The sequence below is a fragment of the Pseudolabrys taiwanensis genome (genome assembly GCF_003367395.1).
Lineage (GTDB): Bacteria > Pseudomonadota > Alphaproteobacteria > Rhizobiales > Xanthobacteraceae > Pseudolabrys > Pseudolabrys taiwanensis.
On sequence record NZ_CP031417.1, the window covers coordinates 3,967,107 to 3,982,989 of the forward strand.

Annotated in this window: 19 protein-coding genes; 7 read left to right on the forward strand and 12 right to left on the reverse strand. The window is 64.4% G+C overall.

The window, feature by feature from the left end; genetic code table 11:
• Nucleotides 1-64 precede the first annotated feature (64 nt).
• The 7 genes from coaA to hisB all read right to left on the reverse strand — a co-directional run bounded on the left by coaA (nucleotide 65) and on the right by hisB (nucleotide 4,953).
• The gene (coaA, locus tag DW352_RS18825) at nucleotides 65-1,018 is read right to left on the reverse strand and encodes a type I pantothenate kinase (protein ID WP_115692767.1); all 954 of its coding nucleotides are present in this window, start codon (nucleotides 1,016-1,018) and stop codon (nucleotides 65-67) included.
• A gap of 14 nt (nucleotides 1,019-1,032) precedes the next feature.
• A complete protein-coding gene (locus DW352_RS18830; protein ID WP_115692768.1) occupies nucleotides 1,033-1,350 on the reverse strand; it encodes a phosphoribosyl-ATP diphosphatase in 318 nt (105 codons plus the stop codon).
• Between the two features lie 169 nt (nucleotides 1,351-1,519).
• On the reverse strand, nucleotides 1,520-2,296 hold the full coding sequence (gene hisF / locus DW352_RS18835) for an imidazole glycerol phosphate synthase subunit HisF (protein ID WP_115692769.1): 777 nt from the start codon (nucleotides 2,294-2,296) through the stop codon (nucleotides 1,520-1,522).
• Nucleotides 2,296-3,036: a 1-(5-phosphoribosyl)-5-[(5-phosphoribosylamino)methylideneamino]imidazole-4-carboxamide isomerase gene (hisA, locus tag DW352_RS18840; RefSeq protein ID WP_115692770.1), complete on the reverse strand. Its 741-nt coding sequence runs from the start codon at nucleotides 3,034-3,036 to the stop codon at nucleotides 2,296-2,298. Before hisA ends, hisF begins: the two co-directional genes overlap by 1 nt.
• Nucleotides 3,033-3,683, reverse strand: a complete 651-nt coding sequence (hisH, locus tag DW352_RS18845; RefSeq protein WP_115692771.1) for an imidazole glycerol phosphate synthase subunit HisH — start codon at nucleotides 3,681-3,683, stop codon at nucleotides 3,033-3,035. The genes hisA and hisH overlap by 4 nt, the downstream gene beginning before the upstream one ends.
• Nucleotides 3,680-4,186: a DUF2628 domain-containing protein gene (locus DW352_RS18850; RefSeq protein ID WP_115692772.1), complete on the reverse strand. Its 507-nt coding sequence runs from the start codon at nucleotides 4,184-4,186 to the stop codon at nucleotides 3,680-3,682. The genes hisH and DW352_RS18850 overlap by 4 nt, the downstream gene beginning before the upstream one ends.
• Nucleotides 4,187-4,359: 173 nt before the next feature.
• Entirely contained in the window at nucleotides 4,360-4,953 is a 594-nt protein-coding gene (hisB, locus tag DW352_RS18855) for an imidazoleglycerol-phosphate dehydratase HisB (protein ID WP_115692773.1), read from the reverse strand.
• 203 nt (nucleotides 4,954-5,156) lie between these two features.
• Between hisB and DW352_RS18860 the strand changes: the two genes are divergently transcribed.
• The 4 genes from DW352_RS18860 to DW352_RS18870 are packed head-to-tail and all read left to right on the forward strand — an operon-like array spanning nucleotide 5,157 to nucleotide 8,829.
• Complete coding sequence (locus DW352_RS18860; RefSeq protein ID WP_115692774.1) at nucleotides 5,157-5,579, forward strand: SxtJ family membrane protein; 423 nt, start codon at nucleotides 5,157-5,159, stop codon at nucleotides 5,577-5,579.
• Between the two features lie 9 nt (nucleotides 5,580-5,588).
• On the forward strand, nucleotides 5,589-5,738 hold the full coding sequence (locus DW352_RS27095) for a DUF5989 family protein (RefSeq protein ID WP_170153527.1): 150 nt from the start codon (nucleotides 5,589-5,591) through the stop codon (nucleotides 5,736-5,738).
• 13 nt (nucleotides 5,739-5,751) lie between these two features.
• Complete coding sequence (locus tag DW352_RS18865; protein ID WP_115692775.1) at nucleotides 5,752-7,587, forward strand: carbamoyltransferase family protein; 1,836 nt, start codon at nucleotides 5,752-5,754, stop codon at nucleotides 7,585-7,587.
• Nucleotides 7,588-7,596: 9 nt separating this feature from the next.
• Nucleotides 7,597-8,829, forward strand: coding sequence for an SGNH/GDSL hydrolase family protein (locus DW352_RS18870; RefSeq protein WP_115692776.1), 1,233 nt, complete (start codon nucleotides 7,597-7,599; stop codon nucleotides 8,827-8,829).
• A gap of 3 nt (nucleotides 8,830-8,832) precedes the next feature.
• Here the strand turns inward: DW352_RS18870 and rnk are convergent, their stop codons facing one another.
• Nucleotides 8,833-9,228, reverse strand: a complete 396-nt coding sequence (rnk, locus tag DW352_RS18875; RefSeq protein WP_115692777.1) for a nucleoside diphosphate kinase regulator — start codon at nucleotides 9,226-9,228, stop codon at nucleotides 8,833-8,835.
• Nucleotides 9,229-9,593: 365 nt separating this feature from the next.
• On the opposite strand from rnk, the gene hslV reads away from it, so the two are divergent.
• The 3 genes from hslV (at nucleotide 9,594) to DW352_RS18890 (ending at nucleotide 12,656) form a co-directional block, all read left to right on the forward strand.
• Nucleotides 9,594-10,145, forward strand: coding sequence for an ATP-dependent protease subunit HslV (gene hslV / locus DW352_RS18880; RefSeq protein WP_115692778.1), 552 nt, complete (start codon nucleotides 9,594-9,596; stop codon nucleotides 10,143-10,145).
• Nucleotides 10,146-10,286: 141 nt separating this feature from the next.
• On the forward strand, nucleotides 10,287-11,594 hold the full coding sequence (hslU, locus tag DW352_RS18885; RefSeq protein ID WP_115692779.1) for an ATP-dependent protease ATPase subunit HslU: 1,308 nt from the start codon (nucleotides 10,287-10,289) through the stop codon (nucleotides 11,592-11,594).
• Between the two features lie 288 nt (nucleotides 11,595-11,882).
• Nucleotides 11,883-12,656, forward strand: a complete 774-nt coding sequence (locus DW352_RS18890; RefSeq protein ID WP_115692780.1) for a HigA family addiction module antitoxin — start codon at nucleotides 11,883-11,885, stop codon at nucleotides 12,654-12,656.
• 392 nt (nucleotides 12,657-13,048) lie between these two features.
• Here the strand turns inward: DW352_RS18890 and DW352_RS27100 are convergent, their stop codons facing one another.
• The 4 genes from DW352_RS27100 to DW352_RS18905 all read right to left on the reverse strand — a co-directional run bounded on the left by DW352_RS27100 (nucleotide 13,049) and on the right by DW352_RS18905 (nucleotide 15,788).
• Nucleotides 13,049-13,219, reverse strand: coding sequence for a hypothetical protein (locus DW352_RS27100; RefSeq protein ID WP_170153528.1), 171 nt, complete (start codon nucleotides 13,217-13,219; stop codon nucleotides 13,049-13,051).
• A 36-nt stretch (nucleotides 13,220-13,255) separates the two neighbouring features.
• On the reverse strand, nucleotides 13,256-13,813 hold the full coding sequence (locus DW352_RS18895; RefSeq protein WP_115692781.1) for a Smr/MutS family protein: 558 nt from the start codon (nucleotides 13,811-13,813) through the stop codon (nucleotides 13,256-13,258).
• Nucleotides 13,814-13,816: 3 nt separating this feature from the next.
• Nucleotides 13,817-14,974: a murein transglycosylase A gene (gene mltA, locus DW352_RS18900; RefSeq protein ID WP_162827054.1), complete on the reverse strand. Its 1,158-nt coding sequence runs from the start codon at nucleotides 14,972-14,974 to the stop codon at nucleotides 13,817-13,819.
• 94 nt (nucleotides 14,975-15,068) lie between these two features.
• On the reverse strand, nucleotides 15,069-15,788 hold the full coding sequence (locus DW352_RS18905; protein WP_162827055.1) for a Tim44/TimA family putative adaptor protein: 720 nt from the start codon (nucleotides 15,786-15,788) through the stop codon (nucleotides 15,069-15,071).
• Between the last annotated feature and the right edge of the window lie 95 nt (nucleotides 15,789-15,883).

The following is a 15,883-nucleotide window of genomic DNA, read 5'->3' on the forward strand; positions in this document are numbered from 1 at the left end:
AGTGCTGGATTCCCGCGTTCGCGGGAATGAACGGTGATGGGGGCGGCGGCGCGCTACCTAAGTCTCACAACCGCCGCAGCGCCACCGAGTCGACCAGATGACTCGCGCCTTTGGTCAGGATGAGATCGGCGCGCTGGCGCGTCGGCAGGATGTTTTCGTGCAGGTTGACGAGATTGATCCGCTCCCAGATCGAGGTCGCGGTCACGATCGCCTCGTCATCCGACAAGTTCGAGTAGCGATGGAAGTATGATTTGGGATCGCGGAAGGCCGTGCCGCGCAAAGTAAGAAAGCGGTCGATGTACCAAGCCTTCAACACTTCCTCGTCGGCATCGAGATAGACCGAGAAGTCGAAGAAGTCCGACACGAAAGGCACCGCTTTGCCGTCCTTCGGCGGACGGCCGGTCTGCAGCACGTTCAGACCCTCGACGATGAGGATGTCCGGCCGGTCGACCTCGACCCATTGGTTCGGCACCACGTCGTAAATCAAGTGCGAATAGATCGGCGCGCGCGCCGGCCGCTTACCGGCCTTCACCTCGGTGAGGAATCGCAACAGCGCCGGCAGGTCGTAGCTTTCCGGAAAGCCCTTTTTCTCCATCAGGTCTTCGCGCGCGAGGATCGCGTTCGGATAGAGAAAGCCGTCGGTCGTGACGAGATCGACCTTCGGCACGTTCGGCCAGCGCGCCAACAGCGCTTGGAGCACGCGCGCGGTGGTCGATTTGCCGACCGCCACCGAACCCGCGACGCCGATCACATACGGCATCTTGGTGTCTTCGGTGCCGAGGAAGTTCTGCTGCGCGCGGAACAGACGCTGCGTCGCCGCCACGTACAGCGACAACAGCCGCGACAGCGGCAGGTAAATCTCCTCGACTTCCTTGATGTCGAGACGATCGTGCATCGAACGCAGCCGCATGACCTCTTCCGAGGTCAAGGTCATCGGTGCGTCTTCACGCAAGGCGGCCCACTGATCGCGCGAATACACGCGGTAGGGCGACAGGATTTCCTCGGTCCGCTGCTCCATCGAACCCGCTCGCCTCACCCCTTGCGCGATGCTTTTTCAGCGTGACCCGATTGCGCGGTCCGCCGTTCCAGTTCGGCTTCGACGTCCTTAAGCACCACGCCGCGCGCCTCCATCAGCACCATCAGGTGGTAGATAAGATCGGCCGCCTCGGAAACAAAGCGGCCCTTGTCCTCCTGGACCGCCGCGATGGCGGTCTCGAAGGCCTCTTCACCCATCTTCTTGGCGCAGTGGGCGATGCCCTTGTCGATCAGACTGCGCGTGTAGGATTCCGCCGCGGTGGTGTGGATTCGCTCGGAAATGCGTTTTTCGAGGTCGGCGAGGGTGAAGGTCATGAGGGTCAGCCTTTTCGAGGCGTTTCTTAGCACTGATCCATTCAAGCGTCATTCCGCGGCATTTGCTCGGCCTCATGGTGAGGAGCCGCGCGCAGCGCGGCGTCTCGAACCATGGGCCGCCCCGTCCTTCGAGACGCCGGCTTCGCCGGCTCCTCAGGACGAGGGCGGCTCACGCATCCAGCCGCATCGGCAGGCCGGCTTTGTCCATGAATTCCTTGGCTTCGCGCACCGAGTGCTCGCCGAAATGGAAGATCGAGGCCGCAAGCACCGCGGTGGCATGGCCATCGCGAATACCTTCGACCATATGCTGCAGATTGCCGACGCCGCCCGAGGCGATGACCGGCACCGTCACGGCATCGGCGATGGCGCGCGTGAGCGCGATGTCGTAGCCGACGCGGGTGCCGTCGCGGTCCATCGACGTCAGCAGGATTTCGCCGGCGCCGAGCGATACGACTTCCTTGGCGTATGCGATCGCGTCGAGCCCGGTGGGATTACGGCCGCCATGGGTGAAGATCTCCCAGCGATCCGTCTCGCCGGGCTTCGACACTTTCTTAGCGTCGATCGCCACGACGATGCACTGGTCGCCGAACTTCTCCGCCGCTTCCTTGACGAAAGCGCGCCGGTTCACCGCCGCGGTGTTGATCGACACCTTGTCGGCGCCGCAGGTGAGCAGCTTGCGGATATCATCGACCGTGCGCACGCCGCCGCCGACGGTGAGCGGCATGAAGCAGGCTTCGGCGGTCCGCGTCACCACATCGAAAATGGTGTCGCGGTTCTCGTGGCTCGCGGTGATGTCGAGGAAGCACAGCTCGTCGGCGCCGGCGGCGTCATAGGCGATCGCCGCTTCGACCGGGTCGCCGGCATCGCGCAAATCGACGAACTTGACGCCCTTCACGACACGGCCGTCCTTGACGTCGAGACAGGGAATGACGCGAACTTTGAACATTAGGCCGCCTTGCGCGCATTGCGGATGAGCGTGAGCGCTTCCGCGGCATCGAGCCGGCCGTCGTAGAGCGCGCGGCCGGCGATGGCGCCTTCGAGCTTCTTCGCGCGCGGCTCGAGCATCGCCTTGATGTCGTCGATCGAGGCCAGCCCACCGGATGCGACCACCGGAATCGAGATCGCTTCGGCCAGCGCGATGGTGGCGTCGAGATTGAGCCCTTGGAGCATGCCGTCGCGGGCGATGTCGGTGTAGACGATCGCGGCAACGCCCGCGTCTTCAAAGCGCCGCGCAATGTCGAGCACCGACAGTTCGGACGCCTCTGCCCAGCCTTGCACCGCCACCTTGCCGTCGCGGGCGTCGAGCCCGACAGCGACGCGGCCCGGAAATTCCTTCGCCGCCTGTTTGACGAACGCCGGATCGCGCACCGCCGCGGTGCCAATGATCACGCGCGTGACGCCTTTGCCGAGCCAGCCTTCGACCGTCGCCATGTCGCGCACGCCGCCGCCGAGCTGCACCGGAATGCCGATGGTCTCGAGGATGCGATCGACCGCGCCGGCGTTCACCGGCTTGCCGGCGAAGGCGCCATCAAGATCGACGATGTGCAAATATTCGAAGCCCTGCTGTTCGAAGGCGCGGGCCTGCGCGGCGGGATCGCGATGAAACACCGTCGCGCGCGCCATGTCGCCTTGCTGCAAACGCACGGCGAGGCCTTCTTTGAGGTCGATAGCGGGAAAGAGAATCATGGCATCCACTTCAAGAAATTCGCGATCAGCCGCAAGCCGAGCTTCTGACTCTTCTCGGGATGGAATTGCGTGCCGACCATGTTGTCGCGGCCAACGATGGCGGTGAGCGGGCCGCCGTAATCGGCCTGCGCCACCAGGTCGTCGCGCTTGGCTGCGTTCAGTTGATAGGAGTGCACGAAGTAGGCGTGCAGCCCGTCGGGCCCGAGCGGAATGTCGTCGAGCAGCGGATGGGCTTTCAGCATGTTGAGCGTATTCCAGCCCATATGCGGAATCTTGAGGCTCGCATCGCTCGGCGCGATGCGATCGACCTCGCCGGCAATCCAACCGAGACCCGGCGTCACCTGATATTCGCGTCCGCGCTCGGCCATGAGCTGCATGCCGACGCAGATGCCGAAGAACGGCCGTCCGCGCTGCAGCACGGTTTCGTTGAGCGCTTCGACCATGCCCGGAATGGCATCGAGCCCGCTGCGGCAGTCGGCGAAAGCACCGACGCCGGGCAGCACGATACGGTCGGCCCTCGCCACGATGGCCGGATCGCTGGTCACCGCGATCGGCTGCGTGTGGCCGCTGTCACGGGCGGCACGCTCGAAGGCCTTGGCGGCCGAGTGCAGATTGCCCGACCCGTAATCGACGATAGCGACAGTCATCGCGGCCGCTCCGGCTCGGGAAACAAACCGATCACGTCATGGCCGCCCGGCGGCTCATGGCGCACCGTCGACGTGTAAGTCGGTTCCGGCGATACCGGCGCCGGCGGCGCGTCGTTCGGGCGCTTGGCCCACTCGGCGTAGAAGCGCCGCTCGGCCATTTCCTCGTCGTCGCCGACCACGAAGCCGAGTTGCCGCCAGCCGCGCCGCGACAAGGTCCAGCGCCGGATGCTCGATGCCTCGAAACCCATCGCAAGCGCGATCAACACGCCGACGAGCAACTGCACGCTCGGAGAAATGCGCAAGGAGGCAAGCCCGAAGCCGAGCGCAGCGTAGAGCACGACATAGATGACGAGCGCCAGCCACAGCCGGTGCACCAGCAGCCACAGCGGCGTCAGCAAAAACGCCCAGAAATGGAAGCCGTCGCGCACGAAGCGAAAGCGCTCGGGAGCGCTCGTCGTGTCACCGCTTTTCGGCGGCGGGGCGTGCACGGTGTATGTGGGCATTGCTACTCTCTTTACGCTCCCCTTGTGGGGAGGGTCGCTTGCCGAATGACAGCGGGGCAAGCGGGGTGGGATCGGCCTTATGAAGGGTCACTCATCCAATAACGCAACCACCCCCGCCCGCTCGCGACCTGCGGTCGCTCGCCGCCCTCCCCACAAGGGGGAGAGCGAAACACTTACCCGCCCAGCGAACCCTTGGTGGACGGCACCTCGTCCTTGGCGCGGGGATCGATCGCCACGGCTGCGCGCAGGGCCCGCGCCAGCCCCTTGAAGCACGACTCCGCAATATGGTGATCGTTGGCGCCATACAAAGTCTCGACGTGCAGCGTGATACCGGCATTCATCGCGAAAGCCTGGAACCACTCGCGCACCAGCTCGGTGTCGAAGTTGCCGACCTTCTCCCGGCCGAACGTCGCCTTGAACACCAGAAACGGCCGGCCCGAAATATCGAGCGCCACCCGGCTGAGCGTCTCGTCCATCGGCAGATGCACGTCGGCGTAGCGAGTAATGCCTTTCATGTCGCCGAGCGCCTGCTTCACCGCCTGGCCGAGCGCGATGCCGACGTCCTCGGTGGTGTGGTGCTGGTCGATGTGCAGGTCGCCCACCGCCTTGATGGTCATGTCGATGCGCGAATGACGCGCCAGCAGATCGAGCATGTGATCGAGAAACCCGATGCCGGTCGCGATCTGCGAACAGCCGGTTCCATCGAGGTCGATCGCGACGTCGATGTCAGTTTCCTTGGTCTTCCGTTTCACGGCGCCTTTGCGCATAGCCAGTCCCTTGGCAAAGCCCTGAAATCCTTCGAGTCCGGCGCCTTTTATCAGGGGCTACCGGCGTTGGCCACACAAGCCGGCGGTCGCCCTTAACCGTCCGCCAAGGCGCCGACGGGAGGAACGTAATACCACATCCCTGGGTTGACTTATCTGTCGGCTACCATCTCTATTTGCTCCGGGGAAATGCCGGGGTGGGATGCATGGCCGCGAGCGAACCGACCGTCGCACATCGCAAAGTGACCGCGAGTTCGGACCGCTCTTTCGGCCTCGTCTTCGCAGGGTTTTTCGGCGTGGTGGCCCTGCTGCCGCTCATCCGCGGCGGCCCGCCGCGCCTCTGGGCGCTCGCCATCGCCGCCGCTTTCGCCGCTGTGGCGATGCTGGCGCCACGCTGGCTGCAGCCGCTGAACCGGATCTGGTTCAAGCTCGGCCTGCTGCTGCACCACATCGTCAATCCGCTGATCATGGCGCTGATGTTCTACGGCGCCATTCTGCCGATGGCCTTGTTGCTGCGCGCGCTGGGCAAGGACCTGCTGCGCCTCAAGCGCGACCCCGACGCGGCCTCCTACTGGATCGTCCGGGACCCGCCGGGCCCGGCGCCGCAATCGATGAACAAGCAGTTTTAGAGGGTGGCAATGTCGTTCGTGGCGGAGCTCTGGGACTTCATCCGCAGCCGCAAGAAATTCTGGCTCATGCCGATCATCGTCATGATGGTGGCATTCGGCGGCCTCATCGTGCTGACGAAAGGCTCCGCCGTCGCGCCTTTCATCTATACGCTGTTCTGAGCGCGGCGCCGGCATGAATGTGCTCGGCATTTCCGCGTTCTACCATGACAGCGCCGCCGCGCTGGTGCACGACGGCGTCATCGTCAACGCCGCGCAGGAAGAGCGCTTCACACGCAAGAAGCACGATCCCGGCTTTCCGGCACAAGCCATCCGCTGGTGCCTCGCCGATGCCGGATTGCAGCCGCGCGATATCGATCGCATCGCGTTTTACGACAAGCCGTTCCTGAAGTTCGAACGCCTGCTCGAGACTTATCTCGCTTTCGCGCCGCGCGGCTTCCGCTCGTTCAGAACGGCGATGCCGGTCTGGCTGAGCGAGAAGCTGTTTCAGAAGGACATGCTGCTGAAGGAGCTGCGCGCCATCGATCCAGCGCTCGGCGAAGCCGAAAGGCTGCTGTTCGCCGAACACCACTTCAGTCACGCCGCTTCGGCCTTCTATCCGTCGCCGTTCGAACAGGCCGCCGTGCTCACGATGGACGGCGTCGGCGAATGGGCGACGACGTCGGCGGGCCTGGGCCACGGCAGCGGCCTCACGATCACGAAGGAAATCCACTTTCCGCATTCGCTTGGTCTGCTGTATTCCGCCTTCACCTACTACACCGGCTTCAAGGTCAATTCCGGCGAGTACAAGGTGATGGGCCTCGCGCCCTACGGCGAACCGAAATACGCGCGGACGATCTTCGACAATCTCATCGACCTCAAAGCCGACGGCTCGTTCCGGCTCAATCTCGATTACTTCGATTATTGCACCGGGCTGACCATGACCAACCCGCGTTTCGATGCGCTGTTCGGCGCCCCGCCGCGCCGGCCGGAAGTGTGGCTCACGCAACGCGAGATGGATCTCGCCGCATCGATCCAGGCCGTCACCGAGGAGGTCGTGCTGCGGCTGGCACGCGGCCTCGTCGCCGAGACCGGAATGCGCCACCTGTGTCTTGCAGGCGGGGTCGCGCTCAACTGCGTCGCCAACGGCAAAGTGCTACGCGACGGCATCGTCGACGACATCTGGATTCAGCCAGCGGCGGGCGATGCCGGCGGCGCCATAGGCGCGGCCTTGGCTGCCTGTCATCAGCACGAGAAGTTGCCGCGCGTATCGACCAATGGACCCGACGGCATGCGCGGTGCCTATCTCGGCCCCGCCTTCGCGCAGGCCGAGGTCGAAAGACGGCTCACCGATGCCGGCGCCCGCTTCAGCATCGCAAGCGATGACGCGCTGATCGACAGCACCGCGCGCGCGCTCAGCGACGGCCAGGCCGTAGGCTGGTTCCAGGGCCGCATGGAGTTCGGTCCGCGCGCACTCGGCGCCCGTTCCATCCTCGCCGATCCCCGGGCACCGGCGATGCAAAAGACGCTGAATCTCAAGGTGAAATATCGCGAGAGCTTCCGGCCGTTCGCGCCGGCGGTGCTGCGCGAGGATGTCGCCGACTGGTTCGACCTCGATAAAGACTCGCCCTACATGCTGCTGGTCGCGCCGGTGGCCGAACCGCACCGGCGGGGCATGAGCGCGGCGGAAGAGGCCTTGTTCGGCATCGATAAGCTCAACGTGCCGCGGTCCGATATCCCAGCCGTGACGCATGTCGATTATTCGGCGCGCATTCAGACGGTTCACGCCGCGACCAATCCGCGCTTCCACGCGCTGATCGATCGCTTCAAGGCGCTCACCGGCTGCCCGATCTTGGTGAACACCAGCTTCAACGTCCGCGGCGAGCCGATCGTTGGTACGCCGGAAGACGCCTTCCGTTGCTTCATGGGCACCGATCTTGACCTGCTCGCCATTGGCAATTGCCTGCTGCGCAAGAGCGATCAGGACGCGGCTCTGAAGCAGGATTACCGCGACGCTTTCGAACTCGATTGAGGACGGCCGATGACACGTCCGGGCAGGCTGATCGAGTACGGCGTGGCGGCCGTGTTCGTCTGCGCTGCCCTCGCCGTCAGCCCGCAAGGCATCGCGCTGGCGACCGGCCGCGCCGACCTGTCGTTCCGCGTCACCGTCATCAGCCTGGCCTTCGTCGTGTTCCTGCTGATCATCGCGTTCGCCGCCGCGACGCAAGGGCGGCTGCGCCGCGCAACGTTCTATGCGGCGGCGCTAGCCTTTCCGTTTGTCCTCTTGGCCGGGCTCGAGGCCGGCGCGGTCGCGGTGCGGCTCGCCGATGTGGTGGCGCCGCTCGAAGATACGTCGACGCTGGCGAACCAAAAGCCGTGGCCTAAGCATCTGCTCAGCGAGACCAGCTACTACACAACGCCGGAGGGCCTCGTCCTCTATCACCCGTGGCGCAACGGCGACATCAGCTTCAACGCGCTCGGCCTGCGCACCGCGATGCCCTCACCCAAACAACCCGGCGAATGGCGCGTGGCCGTCAGCGGCGGTTCGGCGGCCTGGGGCTGGCGCGTGATCGACGCCGACACCATTGCGGTCGTTTTACAGGGCCTTCTGCGCCGCGGCGGCCACGGCAACGTCACCGTGTACAATTTCGGCATCGGCGGCGCGACGCTGAAACGCGAACTCGCGTTGCTGCAGCATTTCCGCGCGCTCTACGAGATCGACCAGGTGCTGTTCTACACCGGCGCCAACGACGTGTTCTCGGCCTATATGAGCGCGACCAACAGCCGCTATGGCCCCTGGGTCGGCACCACGGTCTCGTTCGAACTGATGAAGACGCTGGTGCGGCTGCAGGCGGTCGCGACAGCCCCCGCGCCGGCAACGCTGCAATGGCTTGACGACGCCGTTCTGCCCGCAGCGATCAAAGAGAACACGTTACGCGCCGGCATCGCGGCGACGGACGCCTATTGCCGCGAAGCCAAGCTCGTCTGCGACTTCGCGCTGCAGCCGATGATGTTCGACCGCCCGGTGCATCCAGGCGCTGAGGCACGCATGGCCGCGACGCTCGCGCGCATCTATCCGCGGATGGATGTCCTGGCGCGGCAAATGTATCGCGACGCCGTCGCGTCCGGTCCGCCCGGACGCGTGTTCGATCTGTCGGACACCTTCCAGCAGGCCGCCCAGCCACTGTTTCTCGACACCGTACATCTCAACGAAGCCGGCAATCGCATCGTCGCTGAGCGCATCGCGCCGATCGTCACGGCACACGTGCCGTAACCGTCAGGAACGAACGCCAAGCACCGTCAGCGAGCGCCATCCGCCGCCCGGCGTCTGCCATTCGATCGACTGACCGACCGACAAGCCGATCAACGCGGCGCCGACCGGCGACAACACCGACAGCTTGCCTTCCGCGAGATCGGCGTCCTCCGGATAGACCAGCGTAACGGTGCGCGTCTGATCGGTCGTGTCATCCTTGAACTCGACCTGCGAGCCCATGGTGACGACGCCATGCAACAGGAAACCGGACGGCACGATCGTCGCGCGTGCGACCTCGCGCGCGAGGAATTCCGCCGTGCGCGGAAACGTCGCGGTCGCCGCGCTCGCGAGACGGTCGAGACGTTCGCAATCGATGCCGCTCAATGTGATCGGCGGTAATTCCTTCCGTGTGAGTGTCATGATTTGTCTGCCTTTCTTTGTACGTGTTGTGCGAGGAGCGCGACGGACGCGCCGATGAACTTTTGTGATGGACGCGGTTCCCCCCGGCTCGCATGGGCTTCGCGAGCGTCCGTGACGACGGAATGTGGGAAGACGTCAGAAGAACCCGGGACGACAGAAGTCGCCCGGGCTACCTGCCTGCTTGCAGGAGACCCGCGCGGGAAAAACGCCGTGCTGCGTAACGCGCCTGGGTAATCATGCCGCAAATCTAGACACGCAATCCGCCTTGTCAATGGAGCGGGTCCGGCGCGTCTGCGGACCGAAACCGGCCGTTTGCATACCCGATCGGGGACGCTTACATGTCCGGAACGCAGAAGGTCCTCTCAATGGCATCCAACGAAATTCCCACCTGGCACGGCACCACCATCCTCACCGTCCGCAAAGGCGGCAAGGTCGTGATCGGCGGCGATGGCCAGGTTTCGATCGGCCAGACCATCATCAAGTCCAACGCCAAGAAGGTACGCAAACTCGGCAAGGGCGACGTGATCGGCGGTTTCGCCGGCGCCACAGCCGATGCCTTCACCTTGTTCGAGCGCCTGGAAGCGAAGCTCGAGCAATATCCCGGCCAGCTCACGCGCGCTGCCGTCGAGCTCGCCAAGGATTGGCGCACCGACCGCTATCTGCGCCGGCTGGAGGCCATGATGATCGTCGCGGACGCGAACGTGTCGTTGGTGCTCACCGGCACCGGCGACGTGCTCGAGCCGGAGCAGAATGTGATGGGCATCGGCTCCGGCGGCAATTACGCGCTCGCCGCCGCGCGCGCTCTGCTCGACAGCGAGCACGATGCCGAAACCATCGTGCGCCGCTCGCTCGATATCGCGGCCGACATCTGCGTCTACACCAACCGCAGCGTCACGATTGAAAGTTTGAAAGGTTAGTACCACCGCCGCCATCCTTCGAGGCTCGCTGACGCTCGCACCTCAGGATGACGGCGAAAAGCCTTCGTCCCGTCACCCTGAGGTGCGAGGGCGAAGCCCGAGCCTCGAAGGGCGACGGCCCCAGCATCTGAAAGTCTACCGATGACCGACTTCTCCCCCCGCGAAATCGTTTCCGAACTCGACCGCTATATCGTCGGTCAGGCCGACGCCAAGCGCGCCGTCGCCATTGCGCTGCGTAACCGCTGGCGCCGTTTGCAACTCGACGACAAGCTGCGCGAAGAGGTGCTGCCGAAGAACATCCTGATGATCGGCCCCACCGGCGTCGGCAAGACCGAGATTTCGCGGCGGCTTGCCAAGCTCGCCGGCGCGCCGTTCCTCAAGGTCGAAGCCACCAAGTTCACCGAGGTCGGTTATGTCGGCCGCGACGTCGAGCAGATCGTGCGCGATCTTGTCGAGATCGGCTTGTCGCTGACGCGCGAACGAAAACGCAAGGACGTGCAGGCGCGCGCGGAGATGTCGGCCGAAGAGCGCGTTCTCAGCGCGCTGGTCGGGCCCGGCGCGAGCCCGGCGACGCGCGAAAGCTTCCGCAAGAAGCTGCGCGCGGGCGAACTGGACGACAAGGAGATCGAGATCGAGGTGCAGGCCGGCTCCAGCGGCATTCCGATGTTCGAGATCCCCGGCATGCCGGGCGCGCAATTGGGCGCGGTCAACATCGGTGACATCTTCGGCAAGCTCGGCGGCGGCCGCACCAAGACGCGCCGCGTCACCGTGAAGGAGTCGCATCCGATCCTGGTGAACGAAGAATCGGACAAGCTGCTCGACGACGAGCAGTTGGTGATCGAGGCGATCCGGTCGGTCGAGCAGAACGGCATCGTCTTTCTCGACGAGATCGACAAGATCGCCGGCCGCGAAGGCCGCTCCGGCGCCGATGTCTCACGCGAAGGCGTGCAGCGTGATTTGCTGCCGCTGATCGAAGGCACCACCGTCAACACCAAGCATGGGCCGGTGAAGACGGATCATATCCTGTTCATCGCGTCGGGTGCATTCCACATCTCCAAGCCGTCGGATCTGTTACCGGAGTTGCAGGGTCGCTTGCCGATCCGTGTCGAACTCAAGGCGCTCACGCGTGACGATTTCCGCCGCATCCTGACCGAGCCGGAAGCTTCGCTGATCAAGCAATACGTCGCGCTGATGGCCACCGAAGGCGTGACGCTCGAATTCGGCGAGGATGCCATCGATGCGATCGCCGATATCGCCGTGGCGGTGAATGCCTCGGTCGAGAACATCGGCGCGCGCCGCCTGCAGACGGTGATGGAGCGGGTGTTGGACGAAGTCTCGTTCTCGGCGCCGGACCGCAATGGCGAGACGGTCAAGGTCGATGCCGCCTTCGTGCAGAAGTACATCGGCGATCTGGCGAAGAACACGGATCTGAGCCGCTTCATTCTGTAGCGTCGGCGGACCGCGCGGCGCTACAACTCGTGCATAAGATTTTGCACGTTTTAGTAGAGTCCGCGCCGCGCTCCGGAGGCATTTTCGTCACGCGCGGCGGTAACCGGGCGGCGGTTCGGTGCTAACGCACTGACAATCCTTTGGATCTTTAAATACGATTATGCACTGTATTTTATCAGGCCGCGCTGTTCCGACCACAACCGCGCTGTCAAACTCAGATTTACGGTGTCAAATCCAGATTTACAGCGGTCGCGATCTGGCAATAAATATTTGGCTGAGGAGCGTCCTATGTCCGCAGATCTCCGGGGTGCCGCGGCGGTCGCTGGCGGCGATCTGACCCCGGGCGAACATCTTCGGGCGGAAATCGAACGGCTCGGCCTCGATCAGGTCGCGGTCAGCCAAGCCACCGGCGTCTCGCGTCAGTCGATCAACAATATCGTCAACGGCCGTCAGCCGATCTCGCGGGCGATGGCCGGCAAGCTCGCGCGTCTGACCGGCCACTCCTCCGATTACTGGCTGCGCTCCACCTTTCCACGCGCAAAGGCGCCGACGAGTTCGCGCGGCAAGCGCGCCGCGTTCGAGCCCGCCGGCCGGCCGCTCGGCGTCGGCATCCTGGTGAATCATCAGATCGTCCGCGCGGTGCATGATGGCGTGATCCGCATCGAGCCGTTCGACGAAACGCATGTGCAGATGGCGTCGATCGATTTCACGCTCGACGATTTCGTCGTCACCGCGGACGGCGCGAAGGTCGACATCAGCGATGGACAGAGCTTCACTTTGCGCAGCGGTCAGTCCGTGAACGTCAGCACTAGGGAGTGGCTGGAGCTTCCCTACGACTACATCGGCCACGTCGGCGCGCGAACAGCGCTCGCGCGCGCCGGCATCATGGCCTCACACGGTCTGCAGATCGGGCCAGGCTTCAAAGGCAATCTGCAATTCTGCATTTTCAACGCGAGCGCCCGGCACTTCGAACTTCGCAGCGGCGATCCGGTGATCAGCGTCGAGATCCTGCCGCTCAGCGCCACGCCGATCATAGCGCGTGCCCCCGATCGGGAAGGCTGAAGAGTGCGCCTAGACGGCCGTCGTCGTCTCCGTTTGACTAATCGATGATAAATAAAATTTGACAGCACCGTCCCGCCCAGTATCCTTGGTTGTAGAGACGCGCGGATGAAACCGCTTTTTCCAAGGTGGAGGGCGACACATGGCGAATTCGACGGGCAAGACCGCGTCCGGACCCGGCAGGTCCGCGCGACGCAGCTCGGCAGGACAGCACGATCCCGCCGACGCCATGGAAGTCGAGCTACTGCAGCTCTGGATCGGCATCTCGCGGCTGCGCGAGTCGCTGCGCGACAGTCGCCGATGTCGGCCGCATCAGCCGGCGGCGGCAAGGACGTCACGCCGCGCCGTGGCGCGGCTCAGACGCGGTCATGCCACCGGACGGCTGCGACGCCGTCCTATTTCTTCTTGCGAGTGACGCCGTGATCGGCCGCGGGCTCGGTAATCGCCACGGGATCAGAGGCGGGGAAGGTATCTTCGAGCCCTTCCTCGAGCTCGCGCTCGAGCGTCTGCTTGTCCGGCTTGCCGGTTTTGCTGCCGCCCTTGTTCTTTTCGGGATGCGTCGTCATCGTCGATTCTCCGCCTGACACCCTTTACCGCGTTCGCTAATCGCGCGAGCGCCGAAGCCGCACATAGAGCGCGCCTTCGCCGCCATGAGCGATGTGCGCATTTTCGAAGCCAATCACAAGGGCGCGGAATTCCGGCAAGGCCAGCCAATGCGGCACCTGACGCTTGAGCACGCCGCGTTCGCCTTCGCCGTCACGCCGGCCCTTCCCGGTGATCACCAGCACCAAACGCGCATCGCGCGCGACCGCCGCCCGCAAAAAACGCAACAAAGCGCCGTGCGCCTCGCTTTGCGTGAGACCGTGCAGATCGAGCCGTCCGTCGATCGAGTCCTTGCCGCGCACCACGCGTTGCTTCATGCGCCGGCCGAGCGGCGCCAGCGGCGGCGGCGCTCGCATCTCCACGCGGGGCGGTGCGGCGATCGGTTGCGGCTTCACACTGTTGATGCGTGTCGCAGACGCGGGCGGCGGGGCGGCTTCGCTTTCGTCGTCGATCTCGGTCGGCTGGCGGCGCGGCACGATCGACTGTGTCACCGCCTTCCACAACACCCGCTCCTCGCGCGACAAGGGTCGGCGCCTGTTGCCGTCGCGCGTGCTCATGACTTACCGGCGTGATTTGGCCGAGGCCGCGGTCGATCCCGTGCCCGCGTCGGCAATGACATCCTTCGGCCGCGCCTTCGGCAACGGCACGTCCGGCGCATTGTTGCCTTTCGTCGCGACGGTGCGCGGCACCAGCATGACGAAGTTGCCGAACTGCTTGATGCGGCCGGCGATGCTGCCGATCTCCTCGCCGGCGCCGAAATAGATGTCGGCGCGCGCCGGTCCGACGATGGCCGAGCCGGTATCCTGGGCGATCAGCAGGCGTTGGAATTTCGTCTCGGGCTTTTCGCTCTCGATCGGCAGTTCGGCATCGATCCAGATCGGCGTGCCGTAGACATGCAGCTTTTTGTCGACGGCGAGCGAACGCAACGGCGTCAGCGGCACGCCTTGTGCGCCGATGCATTCCTCATGCGCCGCCAGCGACGTCTCGGTGAAGAATACGAAGGATTTGTTCTTGCGCCGTAACGCCTGGGCTTCTTCCGGATTGGCTTCCATCCAGGCGCGGATCTTGTCCATCGACATGTCGTCTTTGGCGATGATGCCGCGGTCGACGAGATCGCGCCCGACCGGGTAATATTTCATGCCGTTCGACGCGACATAATTGAGGCGCAGCAGCTTGCCGTCTTCGAGCTTCACGCGCGTCGAGCCCTGAATCTGCGCAAAGAAAGCGTCGATCGGATTCTTCACCCAGCAGATTTCCAGGCCTTTGCCCTTGAGCGCACCCTCCTCGATCTGCGTACGATCGAGATTGGCGAACACCTTGCTCTGCTTCTTGCGCACCGTCGCTTCCGGCGCGGCATAAAGCGGCACGCTGTATTCCGCCGTCGGAACGCGCGAGCCGTGCATCTCGGTTTCGTAGTAGCCGGTGAAGAAGCCCTGCGTCTCGCCCGGTTGCGCCAGCCGCACGGGCTTGAAGTTATGTTCGAAGAAGACGCGCGCCTTGTCGCGGTCGAGCGCGCCGGCGGCTTTGGCGCGTTCGCAGACGTCGAACAGTCCGCCATAAACCGGCCGCGCCTTGCGCATCGCCTTGGTGCCGTTGAGGATGGCCCGGCAGCTCATCAGGAAGGCGGCGTAAGCCTCCGCGTGATTGTCGTCCTTCCAGCCCGGCAGCTTGTCGAACGACAATGTGTCGATCTGTGCGCTGCGGATCTTGGGCGGCAACTCTCGCGCCATCGCCAGTGTGTTCGTGGCGGCCAAAAGGCCGAAAGCGACACTCAGGTGGACGGCACGACGAGAGCTGCGCCCCAGCATCCGTTCACTGCCCCGCTTCGGTGGCGACCAGTTTCCAGTTGGGATCACGCGACGAAACGTCGCGCGCGAAAGTCCACACGTCGGTGACATCCGTCACGCTGTCGGCGCTGCCTTCGATGACGTTGCCGTTCTTGTCGCGCGTGGCGGTGATCAGCTTCGAAAGGAAGCGTACGGTGATCTGGGCGCTGCGGCCGCGCATCTCGGCGGCCGTGATCTCGGCCTTGTCGATCGAGACGAACCGCGTCTCCACCTTGTCGCCGCGTGTCTCACGGGCGCTAATGGCGCCATCGAAGCCGTCATACACCTCCCGCGACAACAGATTCTTCAGCGAACGGCGGTCGCCCTCGGCAAAAGCCGTGACGATCATCTCGTAAGCTGCGCGGGCACCAGTGAGGAAGTTCTTCGGCTCGAAAGAAGAATCGGCCGCCACCACGGCATCGAGGCCGTTGGCGATCGCGGAGCCGGGCTCGGCGATTCCCTTCCAGCGGACACCGCTCTCCGCAGGCTCGACCGGCTCGTTCACCTTCGGTGTGCTGGCCTCGGCCTGCCGGTTCGGCAGCGGCACGACATTCTCCGGCGCCGGCCGCACGGGCTCACGCGAATAAGGATCGTAAGGCGGGCGCTCCCGGCCGGTGCGTTGACCGAGCACGCTGCGCAGACGCAGGAAAATGAATACTGCGAGTGCCAGGAAGATGATGGTGTAGATGTCGAACACGTCTCGCATGCTTTCGGCTACTGTGACAGCGGATCGGCCAGGACCGCCGCCCGGTCGCGGATGGAATCGGCGTGGCGGCCGGGTTCACGCATACTATTTATGCC

What these genes read in the sequence shown, in the direction of transcription:
- coaA (WP_115692767.1), bottom strand. Translation starts at nt 1,018, where the DNA reads ATGGAGCAGCGGACCGAGGAAATCCTGTCGCCCTACCGCGTGTATTCG.
- DW352_RS18830 (WP_115692768.1), bottom strand. Translation starts at nt 1,350, where the DNA reads ATGACCTTCACCCTCGCCGACCTCGAAAAACGCATTTCCGAGCGAATC.
- hisF (WP_115692769.1), bottom strand. Translation starts at nt 2,296, where the DNA reads ATGTTCAAAGTTCGCGTCATTCCCTGTCTCGACGTCAAGGACGGCCGT.
- hisA (WP_115692770.1), bottom strand. Translation starts at nt 3,036, where the DNA reads ATGATTCTCTTTCCCGCTATCGACCTCAAAGAAGGCCTCGCCGTGCGT.
- hisH (WP_115692771.1), bottom strand. Translation starts at nt 3,683, where the DNA reads ATGACTGTCGCTATCGTCGATTACGGGTCGGGCAATCTGCACTCGGCC.
- DW352_RS18850 (WP_115692772.1), bottom strand. Translation starts at nt 4,186, where the DNA reads ATGCCCACATACACCGTGCACGCCCCGCCGCCGAAAAGCGGTGACACG.
- hisB (WP_115692773.1), bottom strand. Translation starts at nt 4,953, where the DNA reads ATGCGCAAAGGCGCCGTGAAACGGAAGACCAAGGAAACTGACATCGAC.
- DW352_RS18860 (WP_115692774.1), top strand. Translation starts at nt 5,157, where the DNA reads ATGGCCGCGAGCGAACCGACCGTCGCACATCGCAAAGTGACCGCGAGT.
- DW352_RS27095 (WP_170153527.1), top strand. Translation starts at nt 5,589, where the DNA reads ATGTCGTTCGTGGCGGAGCTCTGGGACTTCATCCGCAGCCGCAAGAAA.
- DW352_RS18865 (WP_115692775.1), top strand. Translation starts at nt 5,752, where the DNA reads ATGAATGTGCTCGGCATTTCCGCGTTCTACCATGACAGCGCCGCCGCG.
- DW352_RS18870 (WP_115692776.1), top strand. Translation starts at nt 7,597, where the DNA reads ATGACACGTCCGGGCAGGCTGATCGAGTACGGCGTGGCGGCCGTGTTC.
- rnk (WP_115692777.1), bottom strand. Translation starts at nt 9,228, where the DNA reads ATGACACTCACACGGAAGGAATTACCGCCGATCACATTGAGCGGCATC.
- hslV (WP_115692778.1), top strand. Translation starts at nt 9,594, where the DNA reads ATGGCATCCAACGAAATTCCCACCTGGCACGGCACCACCATCCTCACC.
- hslU (WP_115692779.1), top strand. Translation starts at nt 10,287, where the DNA reads ATGACCGACTTCTCCCCCCGCGAAATCGTTTCCGAACTCGACCGCTAT.
- DW352_RS18890 (WP_115692780.1), top strand. Translation starts at nt 11,883, where the DNA reads ATGTCCGCAGATCTCCGGGGTGCCGCGGCGGTCGCTGGCGGCGATCTG.
- DW352_RS27100 (WP_170153528.1), bottom strand. Translation starts at nt 13,219, where the DNA reads ATGACGACGCATCCCGAAAAGAACAAGGGCGGCAGCAAAACCGGCAAG.
- DW352_RS18895 (WP_115692781.1), bottom strand. Translation starts at nt 13,813, where the DNA reads ATGAGCACGCGCGACGGCAACAGGCGCCGACCCTTGTCGCGCGAGGAG.
- DW352_RS18905 (WP_162827055.1), bottom strand. Translation starts at nt 15,788, where the DNA reads ATGCGAGACGTGTTCGACATCTACACCATCATCTTCCTGGCACTCGCA.